General features: G+C 71.9%; 17 protein-coding genes. 11 read left to right on the top strand and 6 right to left on the bottom strand.

What is annotated here, in order from left to right; all coding sequences use genetic code 11:
• Nucleotides 1-17 precede the first annotated feature (17 nt).
• Both ASH01_RS01380 and ASH01_RS01375 read left to right on the top strand, forming a co-directional pair.
• The gene (locus tag ASH01_RS01380) at nt 18-365 is read left to right on the top strand and encodes a hypothetical protein (RefSeq protein ID WP_056770451.1); all 348 of its coding nucleotides are present in this window, start codon (nt 18-20) and stop codon (nt 363-365) included.
• Nucleotides 365-1,054, top strand: coding sequence for a DNA alkylation repair protein (locus ASH01_RS01375; RefSeq protein ID WP_056770446.1), 690 nt, complete (start codon nt 365-367; stop codon nt 1,052-1,054). Before ASH01_RS01380 ends, ASH01_RS01375 begins: the two co-directional genes overlap by 1 nt.
• A gap of 53 nt (nt 1,055-1,107) precedes the next feature.
• Here ASH01_RS01375 and nucS read toward each other — a convergent pair whose 3' ends face one another.
• Nucleotides 1,108-1,803 carry an endonuclease NucS gene (gene nucS, locus ASH01_RS01370; RefSeq protein WP_056770443.1) on the bottom strand — a complete coding sequence of 232 codons (696 nt, stop codon included), beginning with the start codon at nt 1,801-1,803 and terminating at the stop codon, nt 1,108-1,110.
• 85 nt (nt 1,804-1,888) lie between these two features.
• On the opposite strand from nucS, the gene ASH01_RS01365 reads away from it, so the two are divergent.
• Both ASH01_RS01365 and ASH01_RS01360 read left to right on the top strand, forming a co-directional pair.
• Nucleotides 1,889-3,667 (top strand): 3-hydroxyacyl-CoA dehydrogenase family protein, encoded by a 1,779-nt coding sequence (locus ASH01_RS01365; RefSeq protein ID WP_056770440.1) that lies wholly within the window; start codon nt 1,889-1,891, stop codon nt 3,665-3,667.
• A 16-nt stretch (nt 3,668-3,683) separates the two neighbouring features.
• On the top strand, nt 3,684-3,992 hold the full coding sequence (locus ASH01_RS01360; RefSeq protein WP_056770437.1) for a hypothetical protein: 309 nt from the start codon (nt 3,684-3,686) through the stop codon (nt 3,990-3,992).
• Between the two features lie 83 nt (nt 3,993-4,075).
• Here the strand turns inward: ASH01_RS01360 and ASH01_RS01355 are convergent, their stop codons facing one another.
• Entirely contained in the window at nt 4,076-4,654 is a 579-nt protein-coding gene (locus tag ASH01_RS01355) for a TetR/AcrR family transcriptional regulator (protein WP_056770434.1), read from the bottom strand.
• A gap of 102 nt (nt 4,655-4,756) precedes the next feature.
• On the opposite strand from ASH01_RS01355, the gene ASH01_RS01350 reads away from it, so the two are divergent.
• Nucleotides 4,757-5,644: an NAD(P)-dependent oxidoreductase gene (locus ASH01_RS01350; RefSeq protein WP_056770431.1), complete on the top strand. Its 888-nt coding sequence runs from the start codon at nt 4,757-4,759 to the stop codon at nt 5,642-5,644.
• 56 nt (nt 5,645-5,700) lie between these two features.
• Here ASH01_RS01350 and ASH01_RS01345 read toward each other — a convergent pair whose 3' ends face one another.
• Complete coding sequence (locus tag ASH01_RS01345; RefSeq protein ID WP_235509494.1) at nt 5,701-7,113, bottom strand: AI-2E family transporter; 1,413 nt, start codon at nt 7,111-7,113, stop codon at nt 5,701-5,703.
• Nucleotides 7,114-7,337: 224 nt separating this feature from the next.
• Here ASH01_RS01345 and ASH01_RS01340 point away from each other — a divergent pair, with 224 nt between their 5' ends.
• Complete coding sequence (locus ASH01_RS01340) at nt 7,338-7,769, top strand: SRPBCC family protein (protein WP_056770424.1); 432 nt, start codon at nt 7,338-7,340, stop codon at nt 7,767-7,769.
• 65 nt (nt 7,770-7,834) lie between these two features.
• Here the strand turns inward: ASH01_RS01340 and ccrA are convergent, their stop codons facing one another.
• Nucleotides 7,835-9,175 carry a crotonyl-CoA carboxylase/reductase gene (ccrA, locus tag ASH01_RS01335; protein WP_056770421.1) on the bottom strand — a complete coding sequence of 447 codons (1,341 nt, stop codon included), beginning with the start codon at nt 9,173-9,175 and terminating at the stop codon, nt 7,835-7,837.
• A gap of 150 nt (nt 9,176-9,325) precedes the next feature.
• On the opposite strand from ccrA, the gene ASH01_RS01330 reads away from it, so the two are divergent.
• Nucleotides 9,326-9,979, top strand: a complete 654-nt coding sequence (locus ASH01_RS01330; protein ID WP_056770418.1) for a DUF998 domain-containing protein — start codon at nt 9,326-9,328, stop codon at nt 9,977-9,979.
• Here the strand turns inward: ASH01_RS01330 and ASH01_RS01325 are convergent.
• Complete coding sequence (locus ASH01_RS01325; protein ID WP_056770415.1) at nt 9,907-10,722, bottom strand: polysaccharide deacetylase family protein; 816 nt, start codon at nt 10,720-10,722, stop codon at nt 9,907-9,909. The genes ASH01_RS01330 and ASH01_RS01325 overlap by 73 nt on opposite strands.
• A gap of 112 nt (nt 10,723-10,834) precedes the next feature.
• On the opposite strand from ASH01_RS01325, the gene ASH01_RS01320 reads away from it, so the two are divergent.
• Nucleotides 10,835-12,088: a glycoside hydrolase family 15 gene (locus ASH01_RS01320; RefSeq protein WP_235509493.1), complete on the top strand. Its 1,254-nt coding sequence runs from the start codon at nt 10,835-10,837 to the stop codon at nt 12,086-12,088.
• Here the strand turns inward: ASH01_RS01320 and mce are convergent.
• Entirely contained in the window at nt 12,068-12,511 is a 444-nt protein-coding gene (gene mce / locus ASH01_RS01315) for a methylmalonyl-CoA epimerase (RefSeq protein ID WP_056770411.1), read from the bottom strand. The two genes, ASH01_RS01320 and mce, sit on opposite strands and share 21 nt — an antisense overlap.
• 138 nt (nt 12,512-12,649) lie before the next feature.
• On the opposite strand from mce, the gene ASH01_RS01310 reads away from it, so the two are divergent.
• The 3 genes from ASH01_RS01310 to ASH01_RS01300 all read left to right on the top strand — a co-directional run bounded on the left by ASH01_RS01310 (nt 12,650) and on the right by ASH01_RS01300 (nt 16,094).
• Nucleotides 12,650-13,855, top strand: a complete 1,206-nt coding sequence (locus ASH01_RS01310) for an acetyl-CoA C-acetyltransferase (RefSeq protein WP_056770408.1) — start codon at nt 12,650-12,652, stop codon at nt 13,853-13,855.
• A 20-nt stretch (nt 13,856-13,875) separates the two neighbouring features.
• Nucleotides 13,876-14,841 (top strand): methylmalonyl Co-A mutase-associated GTPase MeaB, encoded by a 966-nt coding sequence (meaB, locus tag ASH01_RS01305; protein WP_056770405.1) that lies wholly within the window; start codon nt 13,876-13,878, stop codon nt 14,839-14,841.
• A 245-nt stretch (nt 14,842-15,086) separates the two neighbouring features.
• On the top strand, nt 15,087-16,094 hold the full coding sequence (locus ASH01_RS01300; RefSeq protein ID WP_056770396.1) for a GNAT family N-acetyltransferase: 1,008 nt from the start codon (nt 15,087-15,089) through the stop codon (nt 16,092-16,094).
• Nucleotides 16,095-16,118 lie beyond the last annotated feature (24 nt).

Here is a 16,118-nt window from a genome sequence, read left to right as displayed (position 1 = left end):
GGCGTAGCGTCGCAGGTATGAGCGACCTGCAGTGCGCCGCGCGCGTCATCGTCGTCAACCCTCCGGCGCTCTCCGACGTCGCGTGGCTGGCGTCCGCGATCCACCTCGAGAAGGTCCAGGCGGTGTATGCCGCCGACGACGTCCCCGACACCGGCCCGGTCGAGTCGCTGGCCGACGACCTGGGCGTGCCCTCGCACCTCGGGCACGGCGACCTCCACGACGGCTCATCGGGCCTCGAGGAGCTCGTCGACCGGCACCGCGGCGAGACCGTCGTCGTCGTGCGCGGAGGGGAGGCGCCCGACCCGGTCCTGCTGCTCGTCGACGCCGACGGCGTCACCGCCCAACCGATAGAGGGCTTGTCCTGATGGCGTCGGCGGCGACCGCCGGGACCGTGGTCGCCGAGCTCGAGGCCGAGGTCTCGCCGGAGGCACTCGCATCGGTGCGCAAGCGCCTCGCCCCCGACGAGGAGGCGCTCGGCGTGCGGATGGGCACGCTCTTCGCCATCGCCAAGCGACACACGCGGCTCCCGCTCAGCGAGGTGCAGCAGCTGCTCGCCCACCCGGCCTACGAGCCCCGGCTCGCGGCCCTCTGCATCCTCGACTTCAAGGCACGGCGCAAACGGATCGACGGTCACGGGCGCGGCACCCTCGCCCGGACCTACCTCGGCCACCACGACCGGATCACGACGTGGGACATGGTCGACCGGGCCGCGCCCCGCGTCATCGGCCTGTGGCTCGTCGGTCGTGACAAGCAGATCCTGCGCGACCTCGCGCTCTCGCCCGAGCCGCTGCGCCGGCGCACCGCCATGACGGCGCCGCTCGGCTTCCTCGACACCGACGACGTGGAGATCGGCTGGGAGCTCGCCGCCCAGCTCGCGACCGACCGGGATCCGTTGGTGCACAAGCCCGTCGGGATCTTTGCCAAGCACGCCGGTGAGCGTGACCGCGACCGGTTGGTGGCCTTCCTCGAGGAGCACGTCGAGGGGATGCCGCGCCCCGCCGTCCGGCTCGCCGTCGAGAAGCTGCCGCCGGACCTTCGCTCGCGCTGGGTGTGAGGGCCGGTGCGCCGGTGCGCCCGGGCGGCCACACGGCATACGCCCTCGGTGGGTCAGAAGAGGCGGGACTCCGCGTCGTCGATGCCCTTGAGGGCGTCGTAGTCGAGCACGACGCAGCGGATGCCGCGGTCCTCGGCGAGCGTGCGCGCCTGTGGCTTGATCTGCTGGGCGGCGAACACCCCGGTGACGGGCGCGAGGTGCGGGTCGCGGTTCATCAGCTCGAGGTAGCGGGTCAGCTGCTCGACGCCGTCGATCTCGCCGCGGCGCTTGATCTCCACGGCGACGCTCGTGCCGGCCGAGTCCTTCGCGAGGATGTCGACCGGACCGATGGCCGTCATGTACTCGCGGCGCACGAGCGACCAGCCGTGGCCGAGGGTGTGGATGTGCTCGGCGAGCAGCTTCTGCAGGTGCGCCTCGACGCCGTCCTTGACGAGGCCGGGGTCGACGCCGAGCTCGTGGTTCGAGTCGTGGAGGACCTCGTGGAGCAGGACGGTGAGGCGGTCCTCGCTCTTGGCGTGCTGGACCCGCCACACCGCGACGACACCCTCGCCGGCCTGGACCTCGTCCGGCTCGACCTCGGCCATCGTGCAGGGCGGCGACATCCAGTTGAGCGGCTTGTAGGAGCCGCCGTCGCTGTGGACGAGCACCGACCCGTCGGCCTTGACGACGAGCAGGCGGGGCGCGAGCGGGAGGTGGGCCGTGAGGCGACCGTCGTAGTCGACGCTGCACCGGGCTATGACGAGACGCACCGGTCCACCCTAGAGGAGGGGGCGTGGGCAGCGTCACGCCCTGGGCGGGTGTGGGCGGCGCACACCCTCTGCGAGACTTTCGCCCATGGCTCGTGAGTTCACCAAGGTTGGCGTCATCGGACTCGGCACCATGGGTGCCGGCATCGTCGAGGTCTTCGCACGCAACGGCATCGACGTCGTCGCGGTGGAGGTCACCGACGAGGCGGTCGAGAAGGGCAAGGGCGTCCTGCAGCACTCGACCGACCGGGCCGTCTCCCGCGGCAAGCTCGCAGCCGAGGACCAGGCCGCGCTGCACGCCCGGGTCCTCTTCACGAGCGACATGGCCGACCTCAAGGAGTGCCAGCTCGTCGTCGAGGCCGTGCCCGAGCACCTCGACCTCAAGAAGGACATCTTCGCCAAGCTCGACGCCATCGTCTCCGACGACGCGATCCTCGCGACGAACACGAGCTCGCTGCCCGTCACCGAGATCGCCGTCGCGACGATCAACCCCAAGCGCGTCGTCGGCATGCACTTCTTCAACCCGGCCCCCGTGCTCCAGTTCGTCGAGGTCATCAAGACCGTCATCACGAGCGACGAGATCTTCGAGGACGTCAAGGCGCTCGCCGAGCGGCTCGGCAAGAAGCCCGTCATCGTCGGCGACAAGGCCGGCTTCATCGCCAACGCGCTGCTCTTCGGCTACCTCAACCACGCCGTCGCGATGTACGAGAGCAAGTACGCCACCCGCGAGGACATCGACGCCGCGATGAAGCTCGGCTGCGGCTACCCCATGGGCCCGCTCGCCCTCATGGACCTCATCGGCCTCGACACCGCCTACGAGATCCTCGACACGATGTACAAGCAGGGCCGTGACCGCCTGCACGCGCCGAGCCCGATCATCAAGCAGATGGTCAGCGCCGGGCTCAAGGGTCGCAAGAGCGGCCGCGGCTTCTACACGTATGCCGCACCGGGCAGCTCGGCAGTCGTCGACGACGCCCTGACGCCGGCCGCCGCTGAGGACTCGACGTCCGGCACGCGCCCGATCCGGACGGTCGGCGTCGTCGGCTCCGGCACGATGGCCACGGGGATGGTCGAGGTCTTCGCCAAGGCCGGTCTCGACGTGACCTTCGTGGCCCGCAGCGACGCCAAGGTCGAGGCCGTCCGGGCCGCGCTCGCCAAGAGCCTCGAGAAGGCCGTCCAGCGCGGCAAGGCCACCGAGGAGGACCGCGACGCGGCGCTGGCCCACGTGCGTGGCACGACCCGCCTCGAGGACCTCGCGCAGGTCGACCTCGTCGTCGAGGCCGTCGTCGAGGACCTCACCGTCAAGCGGGCGCTCTTCGAGAACCTCGACGAGATCTGCCGCCCCGGTGCGATCCTCGCGACGACGACGAGCTCACTGCCCGTCGTCGAGTGCGCGGCCGCCACGAAGCGTCCCCAGGACGTCATCGGCATGCACTTCTTCAACCCGGCCCAGGTCATGAAGCTCGTCGAGGTCGTGCACACGGTCTCGACCGCCGACGACGTCGTCGCCACGGTGCGGGCGCTCTGCGCGACGGTCGGCAAGCACGCCGTGACGTGCGGCGACCGCGCCGGCTTCATCGTCAACGCCCTGCTCTTCCCCTACCTCAACGACGCCGTGAAGATGCTCGAGGCCAACTACTCCACGGCCGACGACATCGACACGGCCATGAAGACCGGCTGCGGGTTGCCGATGGGTCCGTTCGAGCTGCTCGACGTCGTCGGCCTCGACGTGTCGCTCGCCATCGAGCGCGAGCTCTACCTCGAGTTCCGTGAGCGCGGCTACGCGCCGGCGCCGCTGCTCGAGCACCTCGTCACGGCCGGCTACCTCGGCCGCAAGACGGGGCGTGGCTTCCGCACCTACGCCTGACACCTACGCTGGAGCCATGCCCTCGCGTCGACGTCCCAGCAAGCACGCGCGCGAGCACGTGCCGCTCGACGTGACGCGGATCCAGGGCGGCTCCACGCGTGAGGAGTCGTATGCCGGCACGCGCTGGACGGTGCGCTCGGTGAGCGGCGCGTCCGCCACCCGTGACTACCTGTGTCCGGGCTGCCAGCAGGACATCCCCCCGGGCCTCGCGCACGTCGTCGTGTGGCCGGCCGAGGGCGTGGGCGGGCTCGGGGACCGGCGGCACTGGCACACCGGCTGCTGGCAGAAGCGCGACGCCCGTCCGAGCGGCAACTCCTACCGCTGACGACTCGTCCGGTCGATGTGTCCTCCGGTCACCCGTGGCCGCGGGATGCATCGAACCGCGGAGCCCGTCGGGGCGTGAGGGCCTCAGGCGTCGAGGACGGGGGCGAGCTCGCGGGCCACGAGCCGCAGGGGGGCGGTGTCGCGCTGCGCCCGGGCGAGCACGATGGCTCCCTCGAGGGCGCAGAGCATGAGGGTCGAGAGGGCCTGCGCCCGTCGGGGCGTCCGGCCCATCGAGGCGAGGGCGTCGGTGATCGGGCGCTGCCACGTCTCCAGGGCCGATTTGGCAGCCTGCCGCACGGCCTCGTTGGTGTCCGCGCAGTCGACGACCGCGGCGGCGACCGGGCAGCCTCGTTCGAAGTCACGGACCGCGAGGTCGGTCGCCCAGTCGTCGACGATCGCTGCGAAGAGCCGCGCGGGGGTCGGCCGTCTCATCCTGGCGAGGTGCTGGTTGACCCGTTCGGCGGCCCAGGTGCCGGCCCACTCGAGGGCCTCGCCGACGAGCTGGTCCTTGCCGCCCGGGAAGTAGTGCTGGAGGGAGCCGCGCGGTGCGTCCGCCGCAACCACGACCTCTCGCAGCCCCGTGCCGGTGACGCCGGCCCGCCGCAGGCGCTGGGCGGTCTCGTAGACGATGCGCTCGCGCGGTCCGTGCGTGCTGGCTGACATGGCGCCTTCCGGTGCTCGACGTGGGTCTCGACTATGACACCTGTCATGCTCAGGCCGCTACTATGACAGTTGTCATATGGCGTGGGAGGGTCGGAGGCGGCAATGGAGACGCGAGTCGGGTTCATCGGTCTCGGCATCATGGGACGACCCATGGCCGCCAACCTGCGGCGCGCGGGTGTTCCTCTCTCCGTGTGGAACCGGTCTCCGGGTGGGGTCGCTGCGCTCGAGGGCCTCGGAGCCGTCGTGGGTCCCTCGCCGGCGGCCGTCTTCGAGGCGAGCGACGTCGTCCTGCTCATGCTGGCCCACGAGGCAGCGGTCGACGAGGTCCTGCAGCGGGGGAGCGCTGCGTTCACGCGGTTGGTGTCGGGGCGCACGCTCGTGCACCTCGGCACGACGTCGCCCGGCTTCTCTGCCGGGCTGGCCCGGGACGTCGAGGGGGCCGGGGGCGACTACGCCGAGGCACCCGTCTCGGGGTCGCGCATCCCGGCGGAGCGGGCGGAGCTCGTGGCCCTCGTCGGCGGGCGACCGGACGTCGTCGACCGCGTCGCACCGCTGCTCGCCGCGATGTGCCGCGAGGTCGTCCGGTGCGGCGAGGTCCCCGCCGGGACGGGCACCAAGCTCGCCGTCAACCTCTACCTCTGCACGATGGTCGCCGGGCTGGCGGAGGCCTTCCACCTCGCCGACCGTCTCGACCTCGACCTCGAGGTCTTCCGGCGCGCCCTCGACTCCGGTCCGATGGCGAGCGCGGTGTCGGCTGTCAAGCTCGCCAAGCTCGTGGCCCGTGACTTCGAGGCCCAGGCGGCGGTGCGCGACGTCCACACCAACACCCGGCTCATCGCCGAGGCGGCCCGGGCGGTCGGGGCGCACAGCCCGCTGCTCGAAGCGACCCGTGAGCTCTTCCGCGAGACCGAGGCTGCCGGGCTGGGGGCGCTCGACATGGCGGCCGTCGTGACCGCGCTGGAGCGGCGGGACGCCGGCCGCCCGGGGTAGGGAGCGCCTCGTCGGGTCCCCGGCACACGGCATACGCCATCGGATGGCGTCGGTGGCTAGTGCCGGCGCTGGCGGGGGACGAGGACTTCCTCGTAGAGCAGCAGCGCCCCCGCGGCGAAGGGGATCGCGAGCAGTGCGCCGAGGATGCCGAGCAGGGCTCCACCGGCGAGCGCGGCGACGACCGTCACGGCGCCGGGGACCGCGACGGTGCGCTGCATGATGCGCGGCATGACGGCGTAGTTCTCGATCTGCTGGTAGACGATGAAGTAGATGATGACGATGAGCGCCTTCTTGGGCTCGTCGAAGAAGGCGACGACGGCGACGACGGTCGCCCCGAGGGTCGCGCCGATCATCGGGATGAGCCCGAGGAAGCCGACGAGCACCGCCAGCACGGCAGCGAACTGGAGTCCGATGAGGCTCATCATGATCCAGGCGAAGAACGCGTTGATCGCGGCCACCGCGACCTGGCCGATGGCGTACGACCCGACCCGGCGCATCACCTCCTCGGCGAGCGAGACCGTGCGCGGGCGCCGGCTGGCGGGGACGAGGGCGTAGGCCGCCTGCTTGACCGCAGGGAGGGAGGCGAGGAAGTAGAGGGTGAGGACGAGGACGGTCAACCCGCTGAAGACGCCGGTCGCGATGACCTTGCCCGCGTCGAGGACGCCGCCGAAGACGCCGGCCCACAGGTTGCCGTCGGCGACGCGCTTGTTGACCTCCTCCTGGATGCGCTGGACGAGCTGGTAGCGGTGGTCGACGTCCTGCACCCAGGGGTTCGCCAAGAGGTTGTCGAAGAGACGTGGGGCGTTCGTGGCGAGCTCGCCGCCCTGGTCGGCCACGGGCGGGATGACGACCCAGCCGACGAGCGCGAAGACAGCGAGCACGCCGAGGAAGACGATGGTGACGGCCCACCCCCGGCGCAGGTTGCGCCGGGTCAGCGCCTCGACGAGCGGGTTGAGCGAGAGAGTCAGGAAGAACGAGATGACGAGCAGCGTGATGACGGTGCCGAGCCGGCCGACCGCCTGCACGACGGCATACGCCGTGAGGACGCCGACGGCGCCCACGAAGCCGATGTAGAAGGGCGACTGGCGGTTGAACGGGGTGCCGCTCTGACCGAAGTCGCGCCGGCTCCCCTTGCCCCGCTTGCCCCCGCCGGTCCCCGACGGGGCCGGTGCGGTGGCGCCGGTCCCGTGGGGCCGGGCGGTGTCGCCGGGGGCGTCGGTCGGGGCGCGGGGTGGCGTGCTGCCGGCGGGCGTGCTGCCGGCGGGCGTGCTGGCGTCGGACGACCCCGCCCCGATCGGGAGGGTGGTCGTGAGGAGGTCGGGCTCGGGCGGCGCCTCGGGCGACGCCGGGGGCTCGCCGTACGCGGCTCGCGAGGCGCGCTCGTCGAAGCCGAGGTCGCGGGCCCGGAACTCGTCCATCCGGGCGCGCTGGGCGCGGCGGTACGCCGTCCACCGTCCCCAGATGCTCACGTCCGCGAGCCTACGTCAGGCACTCCCCACGGGGCCGGGTCGCCCGTGGCGTGTCAGTGCGGGGGACGCCCTGCCGGGCGCCACGCCGCGCGCCGCCCGCGCGCCGCCCCGCGCGCGACCGTGTCCCGGGCGGGACGGCGTACGGGTACGGGACGGGTGAACGAGAACACGACGACACCCGACCGGCGGGGTCGCTCGCACACCGACCAGCTCGAGGAGCACCCATGCCCAGCGTGACCCGCAGCTTCACCGTCCATCCCGCGCCCGCGGTCGTCATCGCCTACCTCAAGGACTTTGCGAACGCCGAGGAGTGGGATCCCGGCACCGAGTCGTGCACGCGCGTCGGCGACGGACCGGTCGCGGTCGGTGCGAGGTGGCACAACGTCTCGAAGATCGCCGGCGTCACGACCGAGCTCGACTACGAGCTGGCCGAGCTCACCGACACCCGGATCGTCCTCGTCGGGCGCAACGACAGCGCGACGTCGACCGACACGATCACCGTCCTGCCCTCGGGTGAGGGCAGTGAGATCACCTACCACGCCGAGCTCGACATGCACGGGCTCGCCAACCTCGCCGCGCCCGCGATGAAGCTCGTCTTCGAGAAGCTCGCGAACGACACCGAGGAGCAGCTGACCCGGGTGCTCGAGTCCCGCTGACGCAACCGACGAGGGCCGGCCCACCGTGACGGCGGGCCGGCCCTCGTGCGACGGCTGCAGGGCGGCTACTGGTCGGCGAAGCGGTTGATCGCCGACTCGAAGCCCGCGCGCTTCTCGGGGTCGGTGACGCCGAGGCCCGGCTCGGGGGAGAGCGTCAGCACGCCGACCTTCCCCTGGTGGGCGTTGCGGTGGACGTCGAGCGCCGCCTGCCCCACCTCGTCGAGGGTGTACGTCTTGCTCAGCGTCGGGTGGATGAGCCCACGGTTGACGAGCTCGTTGGCCTCCCACGCCTCGCGGTAGTTGGCGAAGTGCGAGCTGACGATGCGCTTGAGGTTCATCCAGAGGTAGCGGTTGTCGTACTCGTGCATGTAGCCCGACGTCGACGCGCAGGTGACGATGGTCCCGCCCTTGCGTGCCACGTAGACGCTCGCGCCGAACGTCTCGCGGCCTGGGTGCTCGAAGACGATGTCGACGTCGTAGCCACCGGTCAGCTCGCGGATCTTCTTGCCGAGCCGCTGCCACTCGCGCGGGTTCTGCTCGGTGCCCTCGTCGTTCCAGAAGCGGTAGTCCTCGGCGTTGCGGTCGATGATGAGCTCGGCGCCCATGGCGCGGCAGATCTCGGCCTTCTCGGGCGAGGAGACGACGCAGATCGGGGTCGCGCCGCCGGCGAGGGCCATCTGCGTGGCGTAGGAGCCGAGGCCGCCGGACGCGCCCCAGATGAGCACGCGGTCGCCGAGCTTCATCGCGGCGCCGTTCTTGGAGATGAGCTGGCGGTAGGCGGTGCTGTTGACGAGGCCCGGGGAGGCGGCCTCCTCCCACGTCAGGTGGCCGGGCTTGGGCATCAGCTGGTTGGCCTTGACGATCGCGAGCTCGGCGAGTCCGCCGAAGTTCGTCTCGAAGCCCCAGATCCGCTGCTGCGGGTCGAGCATCGTGTCGTTGTGGCCCTCGGCGTCCTCGAGCTCGACCGAGAGGCAGTGCGCGACGACCTCGGTGCCGGGCTTCCACTTCGTCACGCCCGGTCCGGTGCGCAGGATGACGCCGGCGAGGTCGGACCCGACGACGTGGTAGGGCAGGTCGTGGCGCTTGGAGAACTCCGACATGCGGCCGTAGCGCTCGAGGAAGCCGAAGGTCGAGACCGGCTCGAAGATCGAGGTCCACACGGTGTTGTAGTTGATCGCACTGGCCATGACGGCGACGAGCGCCTCTCCCGGCGCCAGCTCCGGCACGGGTACCTCGTCGATGTGCAGCGACTTGCGCGGGTCCTTGTCGCGCGTGGCGAGCCCCTCGAACATGCCGACCTCGTCCTTGTGGACGGTCGCCCCGCGGTACGTGGCGGGGATCTCGATGTTCGCGTAGGTCTCCTGGGTGCGGTCGCCGGAGAGGATGGCGTCGCGGATGGCCTGCATTGAAGGTCCTTACGTCGCAGCGTCATTGGTGGGTCGAGACAGAGTCGAACCAGTGCGGTGTGTCCCCGAACGTAGCGAGACGTGACCCGCGGGTAGCCGCTTCTGAGACGGCCACCACAGGTGACCTGGGTCACGGGATAGCGTCAACGCGTGCGACGGACGACGGCGGGTCTCGGCTGCTGGCTCGTCCAGCCGGTCTACCTGCTCGTCGAGCTCCTCGTCGCCGCCGGCGCCTCGGCGGCCTACAGCCTGCGCGACGACACGATCAGCGCGCTCGGGATGCTGACGTGCGCGCCCGGTCACGCGGGGTCGACGGTCGACGTCTGCTCCTCGGGCCATGTCGCGCTCGACGTGGCGTTCGTCGTCTTCGGCCTCCTGCGGGCAGCGGGCGCCGTGCTGCTGCGACCGCGTCTCGGCGCCGGGGGATGGGCGCTCGCCGCCGTCTGGCTGTGGGTCGCGTCCGCGCTCTTCGCTGCTGCCGTCGGGCTCGTGCCCGTCGACCAGCACCCCGGGTGGCACGGGGTCGTGGCGCTTCCCGTCTTCGTCCTCCAGCCGCTCGCCGTCCTCGTCACGGCCGAGGCGCTGCGGAGGTCACACGCCGTGTCACAGGGCGTCGCCGTGTCCGGTCTCGTGCTCGGCGGTCTCATGGTGACCTCGGCTGCGGCGTTCGGGTTGCGTCTCGGGGACCCGACGTGGGTCGGTGCCCTCGAGCGCCTCGCCCTGTGGCCGACCTACCCGTGGCTGGCCGCCGTCGCCTGGGCGCTGCTCGGCGCCAGGAGGTCGGAGACGGTCGCGAAGGTGTAGCCGTCGTCGCGGAGCCTGCGGATGATCGCGGCGAGCCGGTCGATGGTGATGAGCCGGTCGTCCGAGCCCGTGTCGTGGGCGAGGATGATCGAGCCGGGACGCACCTGCGACGCGATGTCCTCGACGATGCCGTCCGGGTGGCTGACCACGAGGTCCTCGCGTGCCTGGGCCGACCACAGGACCGTCGTGAGGGTCGACTCGGCGGCCGCGAGGAGCGACGCCCCTCCGACGTGCCCGTAGGGCGGCCGGAAGAGCGTCGGCGCCACGCCGTACGTCTCCGTCATGAGCCGGGTCGTCCTCGTGATCTCGTCCGTGCACCGGGACCAGTCGAGCCGACCGAGGTCGGGGTGCTCGAAGGTGTGGTTCGCGAGCTCGTGCCGGCCGACGCTGTCGCGGTGCAGCGCGCCGTGGTCGCGCACGTTGCGCCCGAGGCAGAAGAACGTGGCCGGCACGTCCTCCGCCTCGAGCGCGGCCAGCACCCGTGGCGTCCAGTCGGGGTGCGGACCGTCGTCGAAGGTCAGCGCGACGCGGCGCTGATCGCCCGCACCCGCCCAGACGACCGAGGTGGCTGCCGCCGAGGGGGTGGATCGGTCGGGACGGACGGCGCTGACCGGGCTGCCGTAGAAGGGCAGCGGGGTGTTCTCGTCGAGCCGCTCCACGAGTCGCACCGCCCCGACGGCCCCGGCTGCTCCGACGGCTGCACCGGCTGCCGCGGTCAGGGCCTGACGGCGTGTGACCTCCATGTCAGCCGATGCTACGGGCTGCCCGCCACGATCCTCGGGCGAGTCGGCACCACGCGTGCCACACTGGCGCCCGGTCGACGGGGAGGTCGACCGCGGGTCGAGGGAGGTGGACGTGCGGCGTGCCGTGGTGGGCGCTCTGGCTGCGGTCGTGATGGCCGGTGCCGGACTCGTCCCGCTGCTCGTCGCCGACGACCCGCTGCCGGTCCTGCGCAACGGCGCGGGCTGGCGCGCGACGTCCGTCCTCGCGCCTGCCGCGCTCGGCGACCGGCTCGTGGAGCCGCTGGCCGAAGCCCTCTGGCTCGTCGACGGCACGGTCCCCGCGGCCGGCGCGCGCACACGCGTCGCGGCCCAGGCGCTCCAGGACCTGCACGCCCTGACCCGACCGAACGGGGCCGTCGCGGCCGGCCCTGACGCCCCCTGGGCGTACGCGTGGCCACGGGACTCCGCCTTCGTCGCCGTCGCGTACGCCGAGACCGGGCACGTGGCCGATGCCGAGCGCGTCCTGGGCTTCCTCGCACGCGTCCAACGGCCCGACGGCGGCTTCGAGGCGCGCTACCGGCTGGACGGAACCGGTCCGCCGGACGACCGTCCTCGCCAGAGCGACGGCGCCGGGTGGGTGCTCTGGTCCCTCGAGCAGGTCAGGGTGGCGGCCCCCGGTCGGGTCCTGCCCGCTGGGCTGCGCGGACTGCGCGACCGGTCCTTCCGTTTCGTCCTGGCGCAGACAGCGGCGGGCACCCGCCTGCCCGAGGTGTCACCCGACTACTGGGAGGTGCCGGAGCGGCGGGTCACCCTCGGCACGGCGGCTCCGCTCGCCGCCGGGCTCGAGGCCGCGGCCGGGACCTTCGCGGCCGAGGGTGACACCGGGCGGGTGGACCTGGCCAGGCGGGCGGCTCGCGGGCTGCGGTCCCTGATCCGTGCGGAGTTCGGCCCCGCGTACGAGCGGCACGGGCGGTCCGGAGGGCTCGATGCGGGCGTCACCATGCTGATGCCACCCTTCGCTGCAGTGGGCGACGTGGCCGCGGAGCGTGCCTGGGAGCACTACCCGGTGCTGGCCCTGCGTGCCGGGGGTGGCCTCGCCCCCGGTGTCGAGTGGAAGGGCGACGGCGTCTCGTGGACGCCGGAGACCGCCATGGTCGCCTACACCGCGGCAGCCTCCGGACACCCTCTCGTCGCCGAGCGCTGGCTCACCTGGCTCGACGGGCACTGCACGTCGTGGGGGAGCCTGCCGGAGAAGGTCCTGCCGGACGGGAGCCCCGCAGGACCGGCGCCGCTCGCCTGGACCGCCGCCCTCGTCGTCCTCACCGAGGTCGAGCTGGCGGCGCAGCGATCGGGTGTGGACGCGACGTCAGTGTCCGGCGTGGGCTGACGGCTCGACGAGCTCGACGAGGACACCGCCCGCGTCCTTGGGGTGGATGAAGTTGACGCGGCTGTCGCTCGTGCCGCGCTTCGGGGTGTCGTAGAGCAGCCGGAGGCCGCGCTCGCGGAGCGTCGCGCACACGGCGTCGATGTCGGTGACGCGGTAGGCGAGCTGCTGGATGCCGGGGCCGCTGCGGCCCAAGAACTTCGCGATCGTCGACTCGGGAGAGAGCGGGGCGAGCAGCTGGATGCACGAGCCGGAGTCACCGACGCCCATCATCGCCTCGCGGACTCCCTGCTCCGCGTTCGTCTCCTCGTGGAGCATCCGCATCCCGTACGTCCCCTCGTAGAACGCGATGGCCGCGTCGAGGTCGGGGACCGCGATGCCGACGTGGTCGATGTGGGTGAAGAGGGGGTCGGGAGTCGCGCTCATGGACCCAACGTAGGGCGGCGTGACGGCATACGGCTGCTGTATGCCGTGTGCGCTTGGTCATGCTCGTCGAGGGCCCTCGCGGGGTCGCGACTAGAGTTGACGGCGACATCCCCAATGACGTCGGAAGAGGCTTCACCCATGACTGCTGACCGTCCCACCTCCGTGATCGTCGCGGGCGCCCGCACCCCCATGGGTCGGCTGCTCGGCTCGCTCAAGGACTTCTCCGGGTCCGACCTCGGTGGCGTCGCCATCAAGGGGGCCCTCGAGAAGGCGGGCGTCGCCCCGGAGCAGGTCGACTACGTCATCATGGGCCAGGTGCTGCAGGCCGGCGCCGGCCAGATCCCGGCCCGCCAGGCCGCGCACGCCGCCGGCATCCCGATGACCGTCCCGGCCCTGACCATCAACAAGGTCTGCCTCTCCGGCATCAACGCCATCGCCATGGCCGACCAGCTCATCCGCGCCGGCGAGTGCGACGTCGTCGTCGCCGGTGGCCAGGAGTCGATGACCAACGCGCCGCACCTCATGACGAAGTCGCGCGAGGGCTACAAGTACGGCGACGTCACGATGCGTGACCACATGGCCTTCGACGGCCTCTGGGACGCCTTCACCGACCAGGCCATGGGTCTGCTCACCGAGCAGGCCAACACGGGCGAGCAGGCCTTCACCCGCGAGGAGCAGGACGAGTTCTCGGCGCGCAGCCACCAGCTCGCGGCCAAGGCGTGGAAGGACGGCCTCTTCGACGACGAGGTCGTCCCGGTGAGCATCCCGCAGCGCAAGGGCGACCCGGTCGTCTTCAAGAACGACGAGGGCATCCGCGCCGACACGACGACCGCGTCGCTCGGCGGCCTGCGCCCGGCCTTCAGCAAGGACGGCACGATCACGGCCGGCTCGGCGTCGCAGATCTCCGACGGTGCCGCCGCGGTCGTCGTCATGAGCAAGGCGAAGGCCGAGGAGCTCGGACTCACGTGGCTCGCCGAGATCGGCGCGCACGGCATGGTTGCCGGGCCCGACTCGACGCTCCAGCAGCAGCCCGCTCGCGCCATCGCCCGGGCCTGCGAGAAGGAGGGCATCACGCCCGCCGACCTCGACCTCGTCGAGATCAACGAGGCCTTCGCGGCCGTCGGACTCGCGTCGGCCAAGGAGCTCGGCATCGACGTCGACAAGGTCAACGTCAACGGCGGCGCCATCGCCCTCGGCCACCCGATCGGCATGTCAGGTGCCCGCATCGCCCTTCACCTCGCGCTCGAGCTGAAGCGTCGCGGCGGCGGTGTCGGCGCGGCTGCCCTCTGCGGCGGCGGCGGCCAGGGCGACGCCCTCATCGTCCGCGTGCCCGCGACCGCCTGATCGCCCGGGTCCTGCACCGCGTGGCGCGCCGATCCGTCGACGTCCCCGCCCTGGTCGAGTCGGCCAGGGCGGGTTCGCCGCGCGCCGTCGCCCGCCTCATCTCCCTCGTCGAGGACGGGCACGAGTCCCTCCGCGAGGTGATGGCGGCGCTCGCGCCGCATGCCGGCAACGCCTGGGTCATCGGTCTCACCGGCTCGCCGGGCGTCGGCAAGTCGACGACGACGACCGCGCTCGTCGGCGCCTTCCGCGAGCGGGGCCTGCGCGTCGGCGTGCTCGCGGTCGACCCGAGCTCGCCGTTCTCGGGCGGGGCGCTGCTCGGCGACCGCGTCCGCATGCAGGACCACGCCCTCGACCCCGACGTCTACATCCGCTCGATGGCCTCGCGCGGCCATCTCGGCGGACTGTCGTTCACGACGCCGCAGGCCATCCGGGTGCTCGACGCTGCCGGGTGCGACGTCGTGCTCGTCGAGACCGTCGGGGTGGGGCAGTCCGAGGTCGAGATCGCCGGGCTCGCCGACACGTCGGTCGTCCTGCTCGCGCCCGGCATGGGCGACGGCATCCAGGCCGCCAAGGCCGGCATCCTCGAGATCGGAGACGTCTTCGTCGTCAACAAGGCCGATCGCGACGGCGCCGACGCGACGGTCCGCGACCTGCGCCACATGATCTCGCTCGGCGACCGCACCGAGCCGGGTCTGTGGCGGCCTCCGGTCGTGAAAACCGTTGCGGCACAGAAGGTCGGCATCGACGAGGTGATGGAGGCGCTCGACAAGCACCGGGCGTTCGTCGAGGAGAACGGCGAGCTGGCACGGCGCCGCGAGCGTCGCGTCGGCGACGAGATCGAGACCATCGCGCTGACGACCCTGCGTGCCCGGCTCGGGCACGTCGGTGGTCACGAGGGCGTCGCCGCGCTGGCCCGTGACGTCATCGCCGGGCGCACCGACCCGTATGCCGCCGCCGACCGTCTCGTCGAGCAGCTCGGCTCCTGACCGGCAGGTTCGGGCTGGCTGGCTCACCGCGACACCTGAAGCCAGGTGGCGCGGTGAGGCCCGCGGTCAGTGCCGGAGAGCTGCGCGGAGCTGATGTGTCGCGGGGGACCGCTCGCAAGGCCCGCGGTGGCGCGGAGGGAGCGGGCGGCATGCGGACGCGGGGGAGGGCCTGCATGCGGCCGCGGCGAGCGCGCGGCGGACGTAAATGGATGGCGCCGAGGACGCGGCGGTGTCACCGTCGAGGCATGGACATCATCCCGCTCGACCATGACGACGACGTCATGCTCAAGGAGCTCTTCGGCGTGGCCACGCGCAGCGAGTCCGTCTCGCGCGTGCAGCCGATCCAGCGCACCGAGGACGAGTTCCTCAAGATGGTGCGCTTCTCGTTCCCCGGCGAGCGCGAGGAGAGCGTGGTCGCGGTCGTCGACGGCTCACCCGTCGGCTGGGCCCGCGTGTTCTTCCCCGAACGCGACAACCTGGACAAGTGCTGGTCGCACCTCGAGGTCGACCCGCAGCACCGCGGGAAGGGCGTGGGGACCGCCCTCGTCGACTGGATGGAGCAGCAGGCCCGGGCGGCAGGCCGGGACATGCTCCTGACCGAGGTCTTCGTACCGGTGGGCGACCGCGAGTCGCACGCCGACCGCGAGTTCGCCCTCCGCCGTGGCTTCACGGTGTCGAGCATCGAGATCGTGCGCTCGCTCCCGCTCCCGGTCGCGGACGACGTCATGGCCGAGCACGAGCGTCGTGCCGCCGAGGCGATGGGCGACCTCTACGAGCTGACCGTCCACGTCGACGGCGTGCCGGACGAGCTGCGTCAGGGCGTCTGCGACGCGTCGAACCGGCTCATCCTCGACGCCCCCACGGGCGACGTCGAGTTCGAGCCCGAGTCGATGACCGTCGATGACTACGAGACGCTGCTCCAGCACCTGCGCGACACCGGTCGCACGATGGTCACGGCGGTCGCCGTGCACCGCGAGTCCGGCGTCGTCGCGGCCTACACCGACCTCTCCATCCCGACCGGGGACCCGCACGTCGTCTTCCAGTGGGGCACCCTCGTGCTGCCCGAGCACCGCGGCCACCGGCTCGGCATGGCCGTCAAGGTCGCGAACCTCGAGGAGCTGGCCCGCCTTGCGCCAGAACGGCGTTCGGTCCAGACGATGAACGACGAGCAGAACCCCTGGATGGTCCAGATCAACAAGGACCTGGGCTTCGCCATCATCGAGGAAGCACTGACGATGAAGAAGGCCTTCTAGGCCGAGCGGCTCGGTGGGGTGCTC

Origin of the sequence: Terrabacter sp. Soil811 (assembly GCF_001429655.1) — a bacterium.
Lineage (GTDB): Bacteria > Actinomycetota > Actinomycetes > Actinomycetales > Dermatophilaceae > Terrabacter.
The sequence above is the reverse complement of the archived record's forward strand: the minus strand, read 5'-3'. Positions and strand labels throughout refer to the sequence as shown.

What these genes read in the sequence shown, in the direction of transcription:
- ASH01_RS01300 (WP_056770396.1), top strand. Translation starts at nt 15,087, where the DNA reads ATGGACATCATCCCGCTCGACCATGACGACGACGTCATGCTCAAGGAG.
- ASH01_RS01340 (WP_056770424.1), top strand. Translation starts at nt 7,338, where the DNA reads ATGCCCAGCGTGACCCGCAGCTTCACCGTCCATCCCGCGCCCGCGGTC.
- ASH01_RS01355 (WP_056770434.1), bottom strand. Translation starts at nt 4,654, where the DNA reads ATGTCAGCCAGCACGCACGGACCGCGCGAGCGCATCGTCTACGAGACC.
- mce (WP_056770411.1), bottom strand. Translation starts at nt 12,511, where the DNA reads ATGAGCGCGACTCCCGACCCCCTCTTCACCCACATCGACCACGTCGGC.
- ASH01_RS01380 (WP_056770451.1), top strand. Translation starts at nt 18, where the DNA reads ATGAGCGACCTGCAGTGCGCCGCGCGCGTCATCGTCGTCAACCCTCCG.
- ccrA (WP_056770421.1), bottom strand. Translation starts at nt 9,175, where the DNA reads ATGCAGGCCATCCGCGACGCCATCCTCTCCGGCGACCGCACCCAGGAG.
- ASH01_RS01365 (WP_056770440.1), top strand. Translation starts at nt 1,889, where the DNA reads ATGGCTCGTGAGTTCACCAAGGTTGGCGTCATCGGACTCGGCACCATG.
- ASH01_RS01325 (WP_056770415.1), bottom strand. Translation starts at nt 10,722, where the DNA reads ATGGAGGTCACACGCCGTCAGGCCCTGACCGCGGCAGCCGGTGCAGCC.
- ASH01_RS01375 (WP_056770446.1), top strand. Translation starts at nt 365, where the DNA reads ATGGCGTCGGCGGCGACCGCCGGGACCGTGGTCGCCGAGCTCGAGGCC.
- ASH01_RS01360 (WP_056770437.1), top strand. Translation starts at nt 3,684, where the DNA reads ATGCCCTCGCGTCGACGTCCCAGCAAGCACGCGCGCGAGCACGTGCCG.
- ASH01_RS01350 (WP_056770431.1), top strand. Translation starts at nt 4,757, where the DNA reads ATGGAGACGCGAGTCGGGTTCATCGGTCTCGGCATCATGGGACGACCC.
- ASH01_RS01310 (WP_056770408.1), top strand. Translation starts at nt 12,650, where the DNA reads ATGACTGCTGACCGTCCCACCTCCGTGATCGTCGCGGGCGCCCGCACC.